General features: G+C 72.5%; 15 protein-coding genes. 3 read left to right on the forward strand and 12 right to left on the reverse strand.

What is annotated here, in order from left to right; translation table 11 throughout:
* The first annotated feature begins 55 nt into the window (after positions 1-55).
* On the forward strand, positions 56-1,264 hold the full coding sequence (locus tag ACZ67M_RS18095) for a S8 family peptidase (RefSeq protein WP_469851687.1): 1,209 nt from the start codon (positions 56-58) through the stop codon (positions 1,262-1,264).
* A 66-nt stretch (positions 1,265-1,330) separates the two neighbouring features.
* On the opposite strand, the gene ACZ67M_RS18100 is transcribed toward ACZ67M_RS18095, so the two are convergent.
* From ACZ67M_RS18100 to ACZ67M_RS18125, 6 genes are all read right to left on the reverse strand, one after another.
* On the reverse strand, positions 1,331-2,404 hold the full coding sequence (locus ACZ67M_RS18100; RefSeq protein WP_469851689.1) for a polyprenyl synthetase family protein: 1,074 nt from the start codon (positions 2,402-2,404) through the stop codon (positions 1,331-1,333).
* Positions 2,405-2,572: 168 nt separating this feature from the next.
* Positions 2,573-2,695 carry a type B 50S ribosomal protein L36 gene (ykgO, locus tag ACZ67M_RS18105; RefSeq protein ID WP_114533933.1) on the reverse strand — a complete coding sequence of 41 codons (123 nt, stop codon included), beginning with the start codon at positions 2,693-2,695 and terminating at the stop codon, positions 2,573-2,575.
* A gap of 31 nt (positions 2,696-2,726) precedes the next feature.
* Complete coding sequence (gene rpmG, locus ACZ67M_RS18110; protein WP_114533934.1) at positions 2,727-2,891, reverse strand: 50S ribosomal protein L33; 165 nt, start codon at positions 2,889-2,891, stop codon at positions 2,727-2,729.
* A 123-nt stretch (positions 2,892-3,014) separates the two neighbouring features.
* Complete coding sequence (locus ACZ67M_RS18115; protein WP_469851691.1) at positions 3,015-4,343, reverse strand: M20/M25/M40 family metallo-hydrolase; 1,329 nt, start codon at positions 4,341-4,343, stop codon at positions 3,015-3,017.
* Complete coding sequence (locus ACZ67M_RS18120) at positions 4,340-5,755, reverse strand: cytosine permease (RefSeq protein ID WP_469851693.1); 1,416 nt, start codon at positions 5,753-5,755, stop codon at positions 4,340-4,342. Before ACZ67M_RS18120 ends, ACZ67M_RS18115 begins: the two co-directional genes overlap by 4 nt.
* Before the next feature lie 2 nt (positions 5,756-5,757).
* Positions 5,758-6,711, reverse strand: coding sequence for a DUF1177 domain-containing protein (locus ACZ67M_RS18125; protein ID WP_361367522.1), 954 nt, complete (start codon positions 6,709-6,711; stop codon positions 5,758-5,760).
* 126 nt (positions 6,712-6,837) lie between these two features.
* Here ACZ67M_RS18125 and ACZ67M_RS18130 point away from each other — a divergent pair, with 126 nt between their 5' ends.
* Both ACZ67M_RS18130 and pepE read left to right on the forward strand, forming a co-directional pair.
* On the forward strand, positions 6,838-7,671 hold the full coding sequence (locus tag ACZ67M_RS18130) for an IclR family transcriptional regulator (protein ID WP_469851694.1): 834 nt from the start codon (positions 6,838-6,840) through the stop codon (positions 7,669-7,671).
* Positions 7,672-7,711: 40 nt separating this feature from the next.
* A complete protein-coding gene (gene pepE / locus ACZ67M_RS18135; RefSeq protein ID WP_385796064.1) occupies positions 7,712-8,437 on the forward strand; it encodes a dipeptidase PepE in 726 nt (241 codons plus the stop codon).
* A 34-nt stretch (positions 8,438-8,471) separates the two neighbouring features.
* Here the strand turns inward: pepE and ACZ67M_RS18140 are convergent, their stop codons facing one another.
* The 6 genes from ACZ67M_RS18140 to ACZ67M_RS18165 are packed head-to-tail and all read right to left on the reverse strand — an operon-like array spanning position 8,472 to position 14,529.
* A complete protein-coding gene (locus ACZ67M_RS18140; RefSeq protein ID WP_361367530.1) occupies positions 8,472-9,347 on the reverse strand; it encodes a phosphogluconate dehydrogenase C-terminal domain-containing protein in 876 nt (291 codons plus the stop codon).
* A complete protein-coding gene (locus ACZ67M_RS18145; RefSeq protein ID WP_469851696.1) occupies positions 9,347-10,147 on the reverse strand; it encodes a sugar phosphate isomerase/epimerase family protein in 801 nt (266 codons plus the stop codon). Before ACZ67M_RS18145 ends, ACZ67M_RS18140 begins: the two co-directional genes overlap by 1 nt.
* A complete protein-coding gene (locus ACZ67M_RS18150; protein ID WP_361367536.1) occupies positions 10,147-10,926 on the reverse strand; it encodes a triose-phosphate isomerase in 780 nt (259 codons plus the stop codon). Before ACZ67M_RS18150 ends, ACZ67M_RS18145 begins: the two co-directional genes overlap by 1 nt.
* Positions 10,926-11,408: a ribose-5-phosphate isomerase gene (locus ACZ67M_RS18155; RefSeq protein WP_361367539.1), complete on the reverse strand. Its 483-nt coding sequence runs from the start codon at positions 11,406-11,408 to the stop codon at positions 10,926-10,928. The genes ACZ67M_RS18150 and ACZ67M_RS18155 overlap by 1 nt, the downstream gene beginning before the upstream one ends.
* Before the next feature lie 11 nt (positions 11,409-11,419).
* On the reverse strand, positions 11,420-13,165 hold the full coding sequence (locus ACZ67M_RS18160) for a dihydroxyacetone kinase family protein (protein WP_469851698.1): 1,746 nt from the start codon (positions 13,163-13,165) through the stop codon (positions 11,420-11,422).
* Positions 13,162-14,529 (reverse strand): MFS transporter, encoded by a 1,368-nt coding sequence (locus ACZ67M_RS18165; protein ID WP_469851700.1) that lies wholly within the window; start codon positions 14,527-14,529, stop codon positions 13,162-13,164. The genes ACZ67M_RS18160 and ACZ67M_RS18165 overlap by 4 nt, the downstream gene beginning before the upstream one ends.
* Between the last annotated feature and the right edge of the window lie 190 nt (positions 14,530-14,719).

Consider the following 14,719-nt stretch of genomic DNA (forward strand, 5'->3'; position numbering starts at 1 on the left):
CCACAGACGCGCGCCCGACCCGGGCGCGCGCCGCCTGGAGGAGGACTCCCTCGTCATGGCACGACTGCGTAGCAAGAGACTCCGGTTCGCCGCACTGACCGGTGCGGCGACCCTCGCCCTCACCGGCGGACTCACCGCCCTGCCCGCCCAGGCCGCCCCGGCCGAGGGCACCGTCCTGGCCGCCGGTTCACCCACGGCCGTCAAGGACAGCTACATCGTCACGCTCCGGAAGGACGCCGGGCTCAAGGCGTCCTCGGGCGCGGGCAAGGACCTCGTCGAGGAGTACGGCGGGACGGTGCGCAGGACGTTCACCGGCGCGCTGAACGGCTACACCGCCACGCTCTCCGCACCGGAGGCCAGGCGGCTCGCCGCCGATCCGTCCGTGGCCTCCGTCGAGCAGGACCAGCTGGTCCGCGTCGCCGACACCACCCAGTCCAATGCTCCCTGGGGCCTGGACCGCGTCGACCAGACCTCCCTGCCCCTGTCCGGCACCTACACCTACCCGGACAGCGCGGGCGGCGGCGTCACGGCGTACGTCATCGACACCGGCGTCCGCATCACCCACCAGCAGCTCGCCGGCCGTGCCTCCTACGGCTACGACGCCGTCGACGGCGACACCACGGCCGCCGACGGCAACGGCCACGGCACCCATGTGGCCACCACGATCGCGGGCACGACCTACGGAGTCGCCAAGAAGGCGAAGGTCGTGGCCGTGCGGGTGCTGGACAACAACGGGTCCGGCACCACCGCCGGCGTCATCGCCGGCATCGACTGGGTGACCACCAACCACTCGGGCCCCTCGGTCGCCAACCTCTCCCTCGGCGGCGGCGCCTCCAGCACCCTGGACACCGCCGTGCGCAACTCCATAGCGAGCGGTGTGACCTACGCCGTCGCCGCGGGCAACAACAACGCCAACGCCTCCTCGTACTCCCCCGCCCGGGTGACCCAGGCCCTCACCGTCGGCGCCACCACCAGCACCGACGCCAGGGCGAGTTACTCCAATTACGGTTCGGTGCTCGACCTGTTCGCCCCCGGCTCCGCCATCACGGCGGGCTGGCACACCGGCGACACCGCGACCAACACCATCTCCGGTACGTCGATGGCGACCCCGCACGTGGCAGGGGCGGCTGCGGTCTACCTGGCCGGCCACACCTCGGCCACCCCGGCCCAGGTGGCCACCGCCCTGGTGAACGGCGCAACCACCGGCAAGGTGACCGGCCCGGGCAGCGGCTCGCCCAACCGGCTGCTCAAGCTCGTACCGTGACCCGGTGACGACGTGACGCCGCGCCCCGGACGGACCCTTCCGTCCGGGGCGCAGTGGTATGTCCGGTCAGCCGGCCCGCTCGACGCTCCAGGACGGCAGCCCCGCGAAGAAGTCGACCGCCTCGGCCCGCCACCGCGACCGCCAGCCCTCCGCCACCAGCCGGGCCTGCTCCGCGTACCGCCGCATGTCCGCCCGCATCAGCGCGTCCACCCCGTGCCGTTCGCCGATCCCACGGATCTCGTCGATGGTGCCGGAGCCGCAGGAGGGATTACCGAGAACCGCCTCCACTGTCGCCCGCTCGGCGCCGGTCACGGCGGACAGGAGCCGGACGACGGTGTAACTGCGTCTTCCCTCGCGGATGTCCGTCCCCGTCGGCTTTCCCATCGTGACCGCGTCGCCGAACAGGTCCAGGTAGTCGTCGCGCATCTGCCCGCAGATGCCGACCAGCCGCGCGTACCGGCGCAACTCGTCGTCGTGGGCGTCGGGTTGCAGGCCGGCCGCGAGGAGGCCGAGGCGCATCGGCGCGAGCACGGAGTACCGGGCCGACTTCCGGTCGGCGACGTCGTGCAGCACCTCGTCGTCCAAGACGGTGGCGGCGAAGTCGCGTTCCAGGTCGACGATCTGCCCCACGAACGTGTCGGCCGCGGCCCGCGTCTGCACCTCGACCATCGCCTGACGCACCTCGACCGGCAACTCGGCGTCCAGGAGCGCGCGCAGCGAGAGGGCGAGCGCGAGGTCACCGGCGAGGACGGTGAGGGCGAGCGCCGCCCGCGGCTGCCCGGGGAACCTCTCCCGATAGGCGTAGTACGTCGTCGGGCCGCCCCTGCGGGTCGCGCTGTCGTCGATGAGGTCGTCATGGACGAGGCCGTGGGTCTGGAGCAGTTCGACGCTCAGCGCGGCGGCGTCCAGCCCCGCGACCGGCTCGTCGGTGACCAGCCGGGCGGCCTCGTACAGCAGCACCACCCGCATCCGCTTGCCACCGCGCAGGGACAGGTCGCGCAGCAGCTGCACGCACTCAGGGGTGAAGCGGCTGAAGGACGGGGCGTCCAGCGTCCGGGAGAGGTCGTCGAAGTACTCCGTGAAGAGCCTGTCGAACCGGCGCCCGTGGCGGGCGAGGCGGGCCGGCGGCTGCTCGGTCATGACGAAGTCCTCCTGAGGGCGGGCGAATGACGCGCTCAGCAGTGTGTCAGCCGACGCTCGCGGCTCCGCCCCGCGGGCTGCCGCCCGGCACCGGCGACCGGTCCGCACCCGGAAGCACAAGGGGCCCGGCCCCGCGACAGCGGGGCCGGGCCGGGGACACGGGGCCGCTCAGCCCTGGCGGGCCTTGAAGCGCGGGTCCTTCTTGTTGATCACGTAGGTCACGCCCCGGCGGCGCACCACCTGCGCGCCGGGCCGGGCCTTGAGCGAGCGGAGGGAATTGCGCACCTTCATGGGGTCCTCCTCGTTCCGTGGCGGCGCGGGGTCAGCGTTCCTCGCGGAACGCCACGTGCGCCCCCGCGACCGGGTCGTACTTGCGCAGCACGAGACGGTCGGGGTCGTTGAGCCGGTTCTTGCGCGTCACGTAGGTGACGCCGGTGCCCGCCGTCGACTTCAGCCTGACGACCGGGCGTGCGGTACTGCGTGCCATGGGTGCTCCTTCCGACCGAGCCCGCGGTGTCGTTCCTGTACTGACCCGCGCATGTCAGTCGCACCTCTCAACACCGTCCCCCGCCGGCGCATTCCCGCGGTCGGGAGGGCCCGCCGGGCGGGATCAGCACCCCTGCCACAACCGCGTCATCACCCGCACCCCGAACCGCAGCCCCTCCAGCGGCACCCGCTCGTCCACGCCGTGGAAGAGGCGGCCGTAGTCGAGGTCGTGGGGCAGCTTCAGGCCCTTGAAGCCGAAGCAGCGGATGTCCAGCTTGGTGAAGGCCTTCGCGTCGGTGCCGCCCGGGTTGCAGTACGGCACCGGGTGGCCGTCGGGGTCCTCGGCGCGCACCGCGGCGCACATGGCGTCGACGAGGGGGCCGTCGAAGGACGTCTCCATCGCGATGTCGTGGTTGACCCACTCGCGGGACACCGAGGGCAGGAGCAGCGCGTCGATCGCGTCGACCAGTTCCTGTTCGTGGCCCGGCAGGAAGCGGCCGTCGACGCGGGCGGTGGCCCGGCCGGGGATGACGTTGGTCTGGTACCCGGCGGTGAACATGGTGGGGTTCGCCGAGTTGCGCAGCACGACCTGCATGAAGTCGGCCACGTGACCGAGCTTGGCCAGTTCGGCGTCCAGGTCCTCGGCGTCGAGGTCGAGGTCGACGCCCTGGAGGCGCGCGGCCTCGGCGAGCAGGGCGCGTACCGGCTCGATCAGCCGGACGGGGAAGGTGTGCCGGCCGATGCGAGTCAAGGATTCGGCGAGGTCGGTGACGGCGTTCTCGTCGTTCGGGGAGGAGCCGTGGCCGGCGCGGCCGTTGGCCGTCAGTTCCATCCAGGCCATGCCGCGCTGGGCGTTCTCGATCGGGTAGAGGCGCCGGGTGTCGTCCAGGGCGTAGCTGAAGCCGCCGCCCTCGCCGATCGCCTCGGTCACCCCGGCGAACAGGTCGGGCCGGTGCTCGACCAGCCAGTGGGCACCGAACCTGCCGCCCGCCTCCTCGTCGGCGAGGAAGGCGAGGACGATCTCGCGGGCGGGCCGGGTGCCGGTGCGCGCGAAGTGCCGGGCGGTGGCCAGCATGACGGCCACCGTGTCCTTCATGTCGATGGCGCCCCGGCCCCACAGGTAGCCGTCGCGGATCTCCCCGGAGAACGGCGGCACCCGCCATTCGGCCGGGTCGGCGGGTACGACGTCCAGGTGGCCGTGGACCAGCAGGGCGCCGCGTGCCGGTTCGGCGCCCGGGATGCGGGCGACGACGTTGGCGCGGCCGGGGGCGCTCTCGACCAGTTCGGAGGCGATGCCGGCCTCGGCGAGGAGTTCGACGACCCGGTCGGCGCAGGCGCGCTCGTCGCTGGTGGGGTTGGAGGTGTCGAAGCGGATCAGTTCCGCGCACAGCTCGACGACTTCCCGCTGCGCCTCCTCGGAGGCCGGGACGAGGGCGGGGACGGTGGTGCTCACGGTGCTCCTACGGGGGCCGTGCCGGAGGCGGCCGGGGTGGGTTCGGTGGTGTCGTCGAGGGCGGTGGTGCCGTACGTCCGGATCCAGCCGGCCAGGCCGAGGGCGCAGTAGAGGACGAACGCGGTCAGCAGCGAGTTCAGGGCGGGGATGCCGCCGTCGTAGAACTTGCCGACGCAGAACGCGACCGCCCAGATGACCAGGGACATCGGCACCCAGGTCGGTGAGGTGGCGGGCAGGGTCCCGGCCTCGCGGGTGGCGTCCAGGGGTGCCCGCATGCGGCGCACGACCCAGTACTCGGCGACGATGATGCCGCCCACCGGCGGGATGGCGACGCCCAGCACGGACAGGAAGTCGGTGAAGTGGGTCATCATGCCGACGGCGGACAGCAGGGTGCCGGCGATGCCGAGGGCGATGGTGACCGCGCCCCGGTGCAGGCGCTTGCCGAAGACGACCTGGAAGAAGTTGACGACGCCGAGGGAGGAGCCGTACAGGTTCCAGTCGTTGATCTTCGCGGTGGACATCAGGACGACGAGCACGCCGAAGACGCCGGAGGTGGAGAGCACGATCTGGGAGACCTGGCCGCTGCCGACCATGTGGCCGAGGAGGACGCCGGTCAGGCCGACGATGTACTCGGAGAGGATCATCGACGACGCGCTCTGGAGGAAGACGTGGCTGCCCTTGCGGTTGTAGCGGGTCATCTCAGGGGAGACGATCGCGCCGGTCATGAAGCCGCCCGCGATGGCGGTCGCCGCGACGGCGAGCGGGATGGTCTCGCCGGGCGCCGGCGAGTTGATCAGCTCGGAGAGCGAGTGGTCGCTCAGCGCGTCGGTCACCGACCAGGCGACCATCGCGAAGAACAGCGGGGTGACGATCTTCGCGAAGACGGCCATGTACTTGAAGCCGAAGATCACCAGGACGGTGATGCCGACCCCGGCCGCCACGCACCACAGCCAGGAGGGGCCGCCGACCAGCGCGGAGACGCTGTCCCCGAAGATCGTGTTCTGGACGCCGAACCAGCCGACGAGGCTGACCGAGATGACCAGGCTGACCAGGGCCGAGCCGTTGCGGCCGAAGCCGGCCCAGCGGGTGAGCAGCGGGGTGGCCAGGCCCTCGCGCATGCCGGCCAGGCCGATCGCGAAGATGACCACTTCCAGGATCACCGCGCCGAGGGTGAAGGCGAGGAAGGCGTCGCCGAAGGTCATGCCGACGCCGATGGTGGCGCCGAGGGTGAACTGGGAGATGGAGCCGGACTGGGCGAGCCACTGGAGCAGCATCGTCCAGAAGCCGAGCCGCTTGTCCCGCGGGACGCGGGAGAGGGCGTAGTCGTCGCTGCCGACGGCGCGGGCGGCGCCCGTGGCCGGCTCGGTGCCGGCGCTCCCGGGCGCGGTGCCGGTGTTCTTGTGCGTGGCCATGATCACGACTCCCCGGGTTCGCGGCCGAGGGTCTGCAGCCGGGTCAGCGAGCCGTAGCGGGACACGAGCGCGTCGAACTCCTGGTCGTCGTGGAAGTCGATCCGTCCTCCGCCGTAGGACTTCGCGGTCTCGACGGCGAACCGGGCCGCCGCCGCGATGTCGGTCTCGTGGCTGGCGCCCGTCTGGCAGCCGGGCACGGCCGCCGCGGAGGTGATCGCGAGGCCGACGACCGGAGCGGCCGTCGCCGTGGCCGGCTGAAGAATCGAATTGATGTGGTGTACACCGTTACCGTACGGGGTGATGTCCTGGGTGGTCACCGGGTACGTGACCAACGGCTCACCGGTCACCACGGCCAGCAGCTCGCCGAGCTGCTCGCTGACCTTGAGCACCCAGCCCTCCTTGACGGTGGGCGACAGGGCGAGGCCCTTGTGGTTGATGATCCGGTTGCCCTTGGTGGTGTCGACGGAGAGCACGGCCTCCATCTCGCCGGTGACCTCGTGCCGGTTCATGGTCGCGATGTCGACGGGCGAGTCCATGAAGGGCACCGGGTCGTGCGGCGCGGTAGGGGCGTCCGGGCAGATGTGCGTGGCGATGATCACGTCGCCGTCGAGCACGTCGCCGCGGCGGCGCATGTCGAGGAGCTTGGCGGCGGTGGCGAGCGCGGCGACCGCGCCGTCGGCGTCGGAGACCAGGCCGGTCGTCTCCGGGCGGGCCCCGATGCCGCCGAGCCGCCCCACCACGCCCAGGGTGCGCGCCTGGCCGCCGCGGGTGCGGCCGTCCCGGCCGGGGATCCGCACGAGCACGAAGTCCGTCGAGCCGCGCTCGCCGGTGACGGTGGTGACCTCGGCGCCGGAGCCCTCGGGCCCCGCCACGGAGTCGAGGTGGGCGGCGACGCGCTTGCCGTCGACGTCGGGATCGTCCAGCAGATCCACGAGGTCCAGGACGTACTTCAACATGGGCAGTTCTCCTGATCCGCACCGGGAGCGGTGCTGACAGCAGGTTCGGGATCGACTAACGTTCTCCGCAACTGTTTCCCGTTATCTGCAATACGCGTCTGAATGGCGAGATGGAGAGGAGTCACCGTGGCCGACCCGCCGGTACAGCCCGCGGACCGGAAGACCCCGGCCGGGGCCCTCCAGACCGTCGACCGGGCCCTGCTGGTGCTGCTGGCCTTCGAGCGCACCCGGCCGGACTGGGGCGTCACCGAGATCGCCGCCGAGTTCGGCTGGGACACCTCCGTCGCCCAGCGCCTGCTCGCCACGCTCGCGGGCCGCGGCTTCCTGGTCTCCGACCCGGCGACCCGCCGCTACCGCATCGGTCCGGCCGCCCTGCGCCTGGGCCGTCTCTGGGAGCGCTCGGGCTCCCTGGAACTGCTCGCCGAGCCCGTCCTCCAGGAGCTGCGGGCGGCGACCGGCGACACGGTGCTCTTCTGCCTGCCCGACAACTTCCACATGCGCTGCGTCGCGGCCGTCGAGGGCGAGGAGGGGCCGCTGCGCTACTACCCGCTGGTCGGTGAGCTGTACCCGGCGCACGCCGGGGCCACCAGCAAGTCGTTCTACGCCTTCCTGCCCGACGACCAGCGCCACCGGCTCTTCCGCGGACGCCCCATGGCCCGCTTCACCGAGCGCACCGTCACCGACGCCGACCAGCTGGAGCGCGAGTTCCGCCAGGTCCGCGCGCGGGGCTACGCCTGGACGGTCGGCGAGTACGACGCCGGCATCGGCACCGTCGCCCTGCCCGTGTTCCTCGGCGCGGAGCCCTACGGCAGCCTCAGTCTCGGCGCCGCCAAGGAGCGCTTCCCCGAGGGCCCCCAGGACCGTCTTGAGGTGCTGCGCCGGGCCGCCCGGCTGCTGGAGCAGCGCCTGACGCATCCGCCCCAGCACCACCGGCGCCCGCGCCCACCGCGCACCGCCTGACCCGCACCACCGATCCACCCCCGTCGACGAGGACCACCCCGTGAATCTCCTGCTCCTGTCCAACTCCACCCAGCACGGCCGCGGTTACCTGGAACACGCCATGGACACCGTGACCGGCTTCCTGCCCGCGGGCGGGCGACTGGTCTTCGTGCCGTACGCACTCGCCGACCACGACGGCTACACCGCGAAGGTGCGCGGCGCGCTCGCCGGGGCGGGGATCGACGTGCGGGGCGTGCACGAGGGCGGCGACCCGCTCGCGCGGCTCGGCGAGGCGGACGCCGTGTTCGTGGGCGGCGGCAACTCGTTCCGGCTGCTCTCCGCGCTGTACCGCACGGGGCTGCGGGAGGCGCTGATCAAGGCCGTCGGCGCGGGACTGCCGTACATGGGGGCCAGCGCCGGCACCAACATGGCGGCGCCCTCGCTGCGCACCACCAACGACATGCCGATCGTCGAGCCGCCCTCCTTCGAGGCGCTCGGCCTGGTCCCGTTCCAGATCAACCCGCACTACCTCGACCCGGACCCGGCGTCCACGCACAAGGGCGAGACCCGCGAGGAACGGCTGACGGAGTTCCTGGAGGAGAACGACGTGCCGGTCCTCGGCCTGCGGGAGGGGTCCTGGCTCCGCGTCGACGGCGGGCGCGCGACCCTCGGCGGCGCGCGCGACGCCCGTCTCTTCCGCCGCTCCACCGCTGCTCGCGAGATCGCGGTGGGCGCCGACCTGTCCGAACTGCTCGACACCACCCCGGCGTTCGACTCGCGGGCGTAGACAGGCGCGCCCGCCCACGTCCCGGGCGGACGTCCTAGCGGCGGATCTCCTTGATCTTCAGCATGCGGGTGATGACCTTGTCCAGCTCCTCGTCGTCGAAGACCTTCTTCCAGTCCTCGCGGACGATGGACTCACGGCCGTAGTCCATGGCGATCAGGCAGGCGTCCGAGAAGGGGTTGGAGCCCTTGAGGGTGTTCGCCAGCGCGACCTGGGTGTGGCCGAGCAGCATCGCGCGGGCGGCCTTCTCCGGGACTCCGACCGTGTGGACGGTCTCGTGCAGCGCCTCGGTCAGCAGGGCGCCGACCATGCAGGCGATGGTCTCCACCAGGGTCGGCTCCAGCACGGCGAGCTGCTTGACGGTGACCCAGTGGACGTCGACGACCGGGGCGTACATGACCCGGACGACGGCGTCGGCGAGCCGCTGCTTGGCCTCGTCCCCGCCCTCGTAGGCGGCGACGACCTCCTGGGGCGCGGCGATGCCGCCGAAGGTGTCCTGCCACTCCTCCTTGGTGGTCCGCTCCAGGAACACCGAGGGGTGGCAGGGGTGCGCGCAGGCGTAGTGGACGTCCTCGCGGGCGTGCAGCAGGCCGGCGTAGGCGGCGGCCGGGTCGAGGGTGAGGACGACGGTGCCGGGCTTCATCAGCGGCACGAGTTCCTCGGAGACCTTGCCGAGAACCACGTCGGGCACCGCGAGGATGACGACGTCGGCCTCGGCGACCGCGTCGGCCGACCCGGTCAGTTCGCGGCCGAGGCCGCGGATCAGCTCCTGGCCCGCCGGGGACGCCTCGCTGAAGAGCACCCGGAAGTCGCTCTCGACCAGGTTGTCGGAGACGCGGCGGCCCATCTTGCCGGCGGCCCCGATGACGGCGACGGTCGTGACGTCGGCCCGGGTGTGGATCTCGGTGGGCATTACTCGCTCCTCAGGAGGGTGTCGATGCTGTGCTGCGTCCACTGGTGTTCGAGCCGGGCGGTGGCGTCGAAGCCGCCGTCCTGCCACGGGAGCCAGTGCTCCACGATCTGGTTGATGCCGCGCTCCCCGGGGCGTACGGCGGCGACCATGCCGGCGTGGTCCAGGAGGCCCTCGCCGAGCGGGCAGCCGGCGTAGGTGAAGCCGACCCAGCCGTCGCGGCGGGTGAAGGCGAAGTCCTTGACGTGGATGTTGACCACGTACGGCGCGGTGGCGGCCACGACATCGGCGGGGCGTTCCAGCCGGGCGACGCTGTTGCCCGGGTCCAGGACGATGCCGAGACGCGGACTGTCGACCGCGCGTACGACGCTCACCAGGTCGTCGGTGGCGACCTGCTCGTAGGTCTCCAGGCCGAGGGTCACGCCCGCGTCGGCGTAGCGGGGCACCGCCTCCTTCAGCAGGGCGACCGCCTCGGCGGTGGCCGGCCGGTGGTCGGCGGTGTTCAGCATGGAGCGGACCAGGGTGACCCCGAGTTCGCCCGCCATGTCGAGGTACGTGAGCAGGTGGCCGGGGCGGATGCCGCGGGTGCCGAGTTCCAGGGTCAGGCCGAGGTCGTCGGCGGTGGCGCGGAGGTCGGCGAGCCGCGCGCGGTCGTAGGTCTCGACGGGCGCGTAGTCGCAGATCTGGAAGACCCGGCCGCCGAGTTCCGCGGTGTCGCGCAGCATCGCGGACAGGGTCATCGGCTCGGGGGCGAGGGTGGAGTGGCGCCAGAAGTACGCGTAGGTGCTGATGCCGTACGCCATCACGCCACCGCCGCCGGGGCCGTGGAGCGGATCTCGTCGAGGACCGCCTCCACGTTCGCGGGGTCGTGGGCGAAGCGGCCGAGGAACAGGCCCTCGGCGGTGCCGGCCAGCCGGGTCAGCAGCCCCGGGCCCGCGCTGCCGCCGTAGATGACGGTGGAACCGGCGTGCCGCGGACGGCGGCCGAGCCAGTCGCGCAGGGCGGTGCAGACGGTCGCGATGTGCTCGGCGGAGGCGGGTTCGGGGGCGCCGATGGCCCACTGCGGTTCGTAGGCGAGGACGACCGCGCCGTCCAGGCCGTGCAGCAGGCGTTCCGCCTCGGCGACCGTGCGGGCCGCCGCGTCGGCCGGGTCGGCCTCGTCGCGTTCGCCGACGCACAGGACGGGCGTGAGGCCGTTGCGCAGGGCGGCGGCGGTCTTGGCGGCGACGACCGTGTCGCCCTCGCCGTAGAGGCGGCGGCGTTCGGCGTGGCCCACCTCGGCGTAGCGGCAGCCGATCTCCTTGAGGACGGGGCCGCCGACCTCGCCGGTGTAGGGGCCGCTGTCCTCGGTGGCGATGTCCTGGGCGCCGAGGGCGACGCCGTAGGGGGCGAGGATGCCGGTGGCGGGCACGAGGGCCGGGAAGGCGGGGAGCACGAAGAGGCGGGCGGCGCCGGAGGTGACGGCGGGGTGCCGCTCGGCGAGGGCGGCGATCCGGCGGGCCCAGTTCAGCGTCTGGTGGTGGCCGAAGTACATCTTCAGGCTCACCCCCAGCAGTACGGGGGAGGGTGCGGGGGCGGGCATCAGGCGGCCGCCCCGTCGCCCGGGGCGGTCTCGTAGTCGCACATCAGCTGGACCTTGGCGGCCGACGCCGAGCTTTCGTCGAAGCGATAGGTGAGCCATTCGGCGGCCAGGCGGCGGGCGAGTTCGAGGCCTACGACGCGCTGCCCGAAGGTCAGGATCTGCGCGTTGTTGGAGAGGACCGCCCGCTCGACGGAGAAGGAGTCGTGGGCGGTGACGGCGCGGATGCCCCTGACCTTGTTGGCGGCGATGGCGACGCCGAGCCCGGTGCCGCACACCAGCAGGGCGCGGTCGGCATCGCCGCGGGCGACCATCTCGGCGGCGGCGATGGCGACCTTGGGGTAGGCGGTGTGACCGTCGGCGTCGACACCCACGTCCGTGACGGCGGCGACCAGGCCGCTGCTCTCCAGGTCCTGCTTGAGGGCTTCCTTGTACTGGTAACCGGCGTCGTCGGACCCGACGACGATGCGGAGCTTGTCGGTCATCTCGGCTTTCCTCAGTGGTGGTCGTGGGGGTGGTCGAGCAGGGCGCCGTGGACGGCGCGGGTGATCAGGGCGAGGGAGTGGGCGCCCGCGTCGGGCGTGCCGAGGGACTTCTCGGCGTGCGGTCGGGCCCGGCCCATGCGGGGCAGCAGGCGGGCGGTGGCGGCGGCCGCGTCGGTGGCCGTGGTGGCGGCGCGGTCCCAGGCTTCGGCGAGGGGCAGGCCCTCGGCCGTGGCGGCGGCCAGCGCGTCGGCGAAGGGCACGAGGACGTCGACCATGGTCTTGTCGCCGACTTCCGCGCCGCCGAGCCTGCGCACGGCCGCGGAGGCGTCCGTGACCCCGCCGCTGACGCGGACGGCGTCCGGGGTGTCCCGGTCGCCGAGGGCGGTGCCGAGGGAGCGCAGGACGGTGCCCCACAGGGCGCCGGAGGTGCCGCCCGCCCGGTCGGCCCAGGCGTCGCCGGCGCGGGTCAGGACGGTGCCGGCGCCCGCGCCGCGCTCGTGGGCGCCGGCGGCGGCCTCGCGGGCGGCGGTGGAGCCGCGCAGCATTCCGATGCCGTGGTCTCCGTCGCCGGCGACGGCGTCGATCCGGCCGAGTTCGTCGGCGTGCGCCTCGACCACGGCGGCCACCGCGTCCAGGGCGGCCAGGACGGTACGGGCGGCGTGCTGTGAGGCGTCCGCGGCCGGGGGCGGGTCGGCGTCCGGGAGCGGGGCGGTCTCCGGGCGTACGGCGGTGTCGGGCTCGGCGGCGTCGAGGGCGCCCTTGCGGTAGGCGGGCGTGTCGGCGGGCGCCCGCCACAGCTCCTCCAGGCCCTCGTCCAGCCAGGTCAGGGTGAGGGAGACACCGGCCATGTCGAAGCTGGTGACGAGTTCGCCGACCTCGGGGTCGACGATCTCGACGCCCGCCTCGCCGAGCAGGGCCGCGACCCTGCGGTAGACGACGAACAGTTCCTCGTACTTGACCGAGCCGAGCCCGTTGAGGACGACGGCGGCGCGCTGTCCCGCCGGGCCGGGGACGTCCTCGGGGAGTTCCTTCAGCAGCGTGACGACCAGGAGCCGGGCCGCCTCGTCGGCGGTGGGCAGGTCCTCCTCGCCGATGCCGGGCTCCCCGTGGATGCCGAGGCCGACCGCCATGCGGGCCTCGGGGACGGTGAACAGGGGGTGGTCGGCGCCGGGCAGGGTGCAGCCGGAGAAGGCGATGCCGAAGGACCGGGTGCGGGCGCCCGCCCGTTCGGCGGCGCGCACCACCTCGTCCAGGGGGCGGCCCTGCTCGGCCGCGGCGGCGGCGGCCTTGAAGACGGGCAGGTCACCGGCGATGCCGCGCCGCTTGGCCGACTCCTCCGGACCCGCGCTGGAGATGTCGTCGGCGACGGCGAAGGTACGGGCATCGATGCCGTCGGCGGCCAGCCGCTCGGCGGCCTGGCCGAAGTGCAGGACGTCACCGGCGTAGTTGCCGTACATCAGCAGGACTCCGGCGCCGCCGTGCGCCGCCCGCGCCACGGAGCGGATCTGCTGGGCGGAGGGCGAGGCGAAGACGTTGCCTACGGCCGCGCCGTGCGCCAGCCCGCGGCCGACCAGGCCGGAGAAGGCCGGGTAGTGGCCCGATCCGCCGCCGATCACCACGGCCACCTGGCCGGCCGGGGTGGCGGTGGCCCGGACGACTCCGCCGGTGACCGGCCGGACCCAGCGACGGTGCGCGGCGGCGAAGCCCTCCAGCGCCTCGTCGGCGAAGGCGGCGGGGTCGTTGAACAGGCGGGTCATCGCAGGGCCTCCTCGGCCTGGTGTTCGGGCACGGGGACCGGTTCGTCGGTGCGGTGGCGGGCGGCGAGCCACACCATCAGCGCGGCGGACAGCAGCATGAAGAAACCGACGAGGTAGAGCGGTACGTAGTACGCGCCCGTCAGGTCCTTGAGCCAGCCGGTGATGTAGCTGGAGGCGAAGCCCGCCACGTTTCCGGCGGTGTTGATCAGGGCGATGCCGGCCGCGGCGGCGGCTCCGGTCAGGAAGCGGGAGGGCACCGACCAGAAGACCGGCAGGGCGGCGAAGATGGCGCAGGCGGTGACGGTGATCACGGCGACCGTGGCGGCCGGGGAGCCCATGTAGAGGGCGAGCGGGATGGAGACACCGCCGACGACGGCCGGTCCCGCCACGTGCCAGGTGCGGGTGCCGTGGCGGGTGGCGTGCCGGGTCCAGAAGAAGAGGACGACGGCGGCCGGCAGGTACGGGATGGCGGTGATCCAGGCCTTGTCCATCACGCTGAACGTGGTGTCGTACTGGTCCTGGAAGCCGTTGATGATCGTCGGCAGGAAGAAGGCGAGGGCGTACAGGCCGTACACGAAGCCGAAGTAGACGACCGCGAGGGTCCAGACCCGGCCGCTGCTGAAGGCCGTCTTCAGGTCGCCCTTGGCGTGCTTGCTCTCGTGCCCGGTCTTCTGGGCGTTCTCGGCGGCGAGTTCGGCCGTCAGCCAGTCGCGTTCGGCCGGCGTGAGCCACTTGGCGTCGGCGGGCCTGTCGATCAGGTAGAACCAGGCGACGACGCCCAGGATGATCGCGGGCAGCGACACGAACAGGAACATCACGCGCCAGCCCTCCAGGCCGAACAGGCCGTGGCGGCCGATCAGCCAGCCCGCGAGCGGGGCGCCGAACACGGTGGTCAGCGGCTGGGCGAGGTAGAACAGGCCGAGGATCTTGGTGCGGTGGCGGGACGGCACCCACTGGCTGAGGAAGAGGATCGCGCCCGGGAAGAAGCCCGCTTCGGCGACACCGAGCAGAAAACGCAGCGTGTACAGCTGCCCGCTGCTGCTGACCCAGGTGAACAGCAGCGAGACGACACCCCAGGTCACCATGATCCTGGCCAGCCACCGGCGGGCGCCGAAGCGGTGCAGGGCCATGTTGCTGGGGACCTCGAGCACGATGTAGCCGAGGAAGAAGATCCCGGACGCGAAACCGAACTGGGCGGCGGTCAGGGCGAGATCCTGTCCCATGCCGTTGGGTTCGGCGAACGAGACGGCCGTGCGGTCCAGGTAGTTCACGAAGAACATCAGCGCCACGAACGGGACGAGGCGGACTGAGACCTTCTTGATGGCAGTTCTCTCGACTGCCTCGGATGGCGCTTGGGCACCCATGGGCGACTCCTCGGCTCGCCCGGACAGCTCCGTCCGGGGTCGGTCACACCGGATGTCCGCCGCGGAAGGCGGCCGACCGGTTCGCCCTCACGCTATGCCTCGGATCAAAATTGGTCACCAATTTACCAGTGTGGTGAGCGTCATAGATCCACTACCGGCCCAACTCTTGACAAACCGCACCCATGGTCGG

The organism is Streptomyces sp. NPDC107500 (assembly GCF_055582785.1).

Bases quoted from the DNA above. Each gene is read 5' to 3' on its own strand.
- ACZ67M_RS18155 (WP_361367539.1), bottom strand. From the start codon at position 11,408: ATGACCGACAAGCTCCGCATCGTCGTCGGGTCCGACGACGCCGGTTAC.
- ACZ67M_RS18125 (WP_361367522.1), bottom strand. From the start codon at position 6,711: ATGTTGAAGTACGTCCTGGACCTCGTGGATCTGCTGGACGATCCCGAC.
- ykgO (WP_114533933.1), bottom strand. From the start codon at position 2,695: ATGAAGGTGCGCAATTCCCTCCGCTCGCTCAAGGCCCGGCCCGGCGCG.
- ACZ67M_RS18120 (WP_469851693.1), bottom strand. From the start codon at position 5,755: ATGGCCACGCACAAGAACACCGGCACCGCGCCCGGGAGCGCCGGCACC.
- ACZ67M_RS18150 (WP_361367536.1), bottom strand. From the start codon at position 10,926: ATGCCCGCCCCCGCACCCTCCCCCGTACTGCTGGGGGTGAGCCTGAAG.
- ACZ67M_RS18165 (WP_469851700.1), bottom strand. From the start codon at position 14,529: ATGGGTGCCCAAGCGCCATCCGAGGCAGTCGAGAGAACTGCCATCAAG.
- ACZ67M_RS18140 (WP_361367530.1), bottom strand. From the start codon at position 9,347: ATGCCCACCGAGATCCACACCCGGGCCGACGTCACGACCGTCGCCGTC.
- ACZ67M_RS18160 (WP_469851698.1), bottom strand. From the start codon at position 13,165: ATGACCCGCCTGTTCAACGACCCCGCCGCCTTCGCCGACGAGGCGCTG.
- ACZ67M_RS18095 (WP_469851687.1), top strand. From the start codon at position 56: ATGGCACGACTGCGTAGCAAGAGACTCCGGTTCGCCGCACTGACCGGT.
- rpmG (WP_114533934.1), bottom strand. From the start codon at position 2,891: ATGGCACGCAGTACCGCACGCCCGGTCGTCAGGCTGAAGTCGACGGCG.
- ACZ67M_RS18145 (WP_469851696.1), bottom strand. From the start codon at position 10,147: ATGGCGTACGGCATCAGCACCTACGCGTACTTCTGGCGCCACTCCACC.
- ACZ67M_RS18100 (WP_469851689.1), bottom strand. From the start codon at position 2,404: ATGACCGAGCAGCCGCCGGCCCGCCTCGCCCGCCACGGGCGCCGGTTC.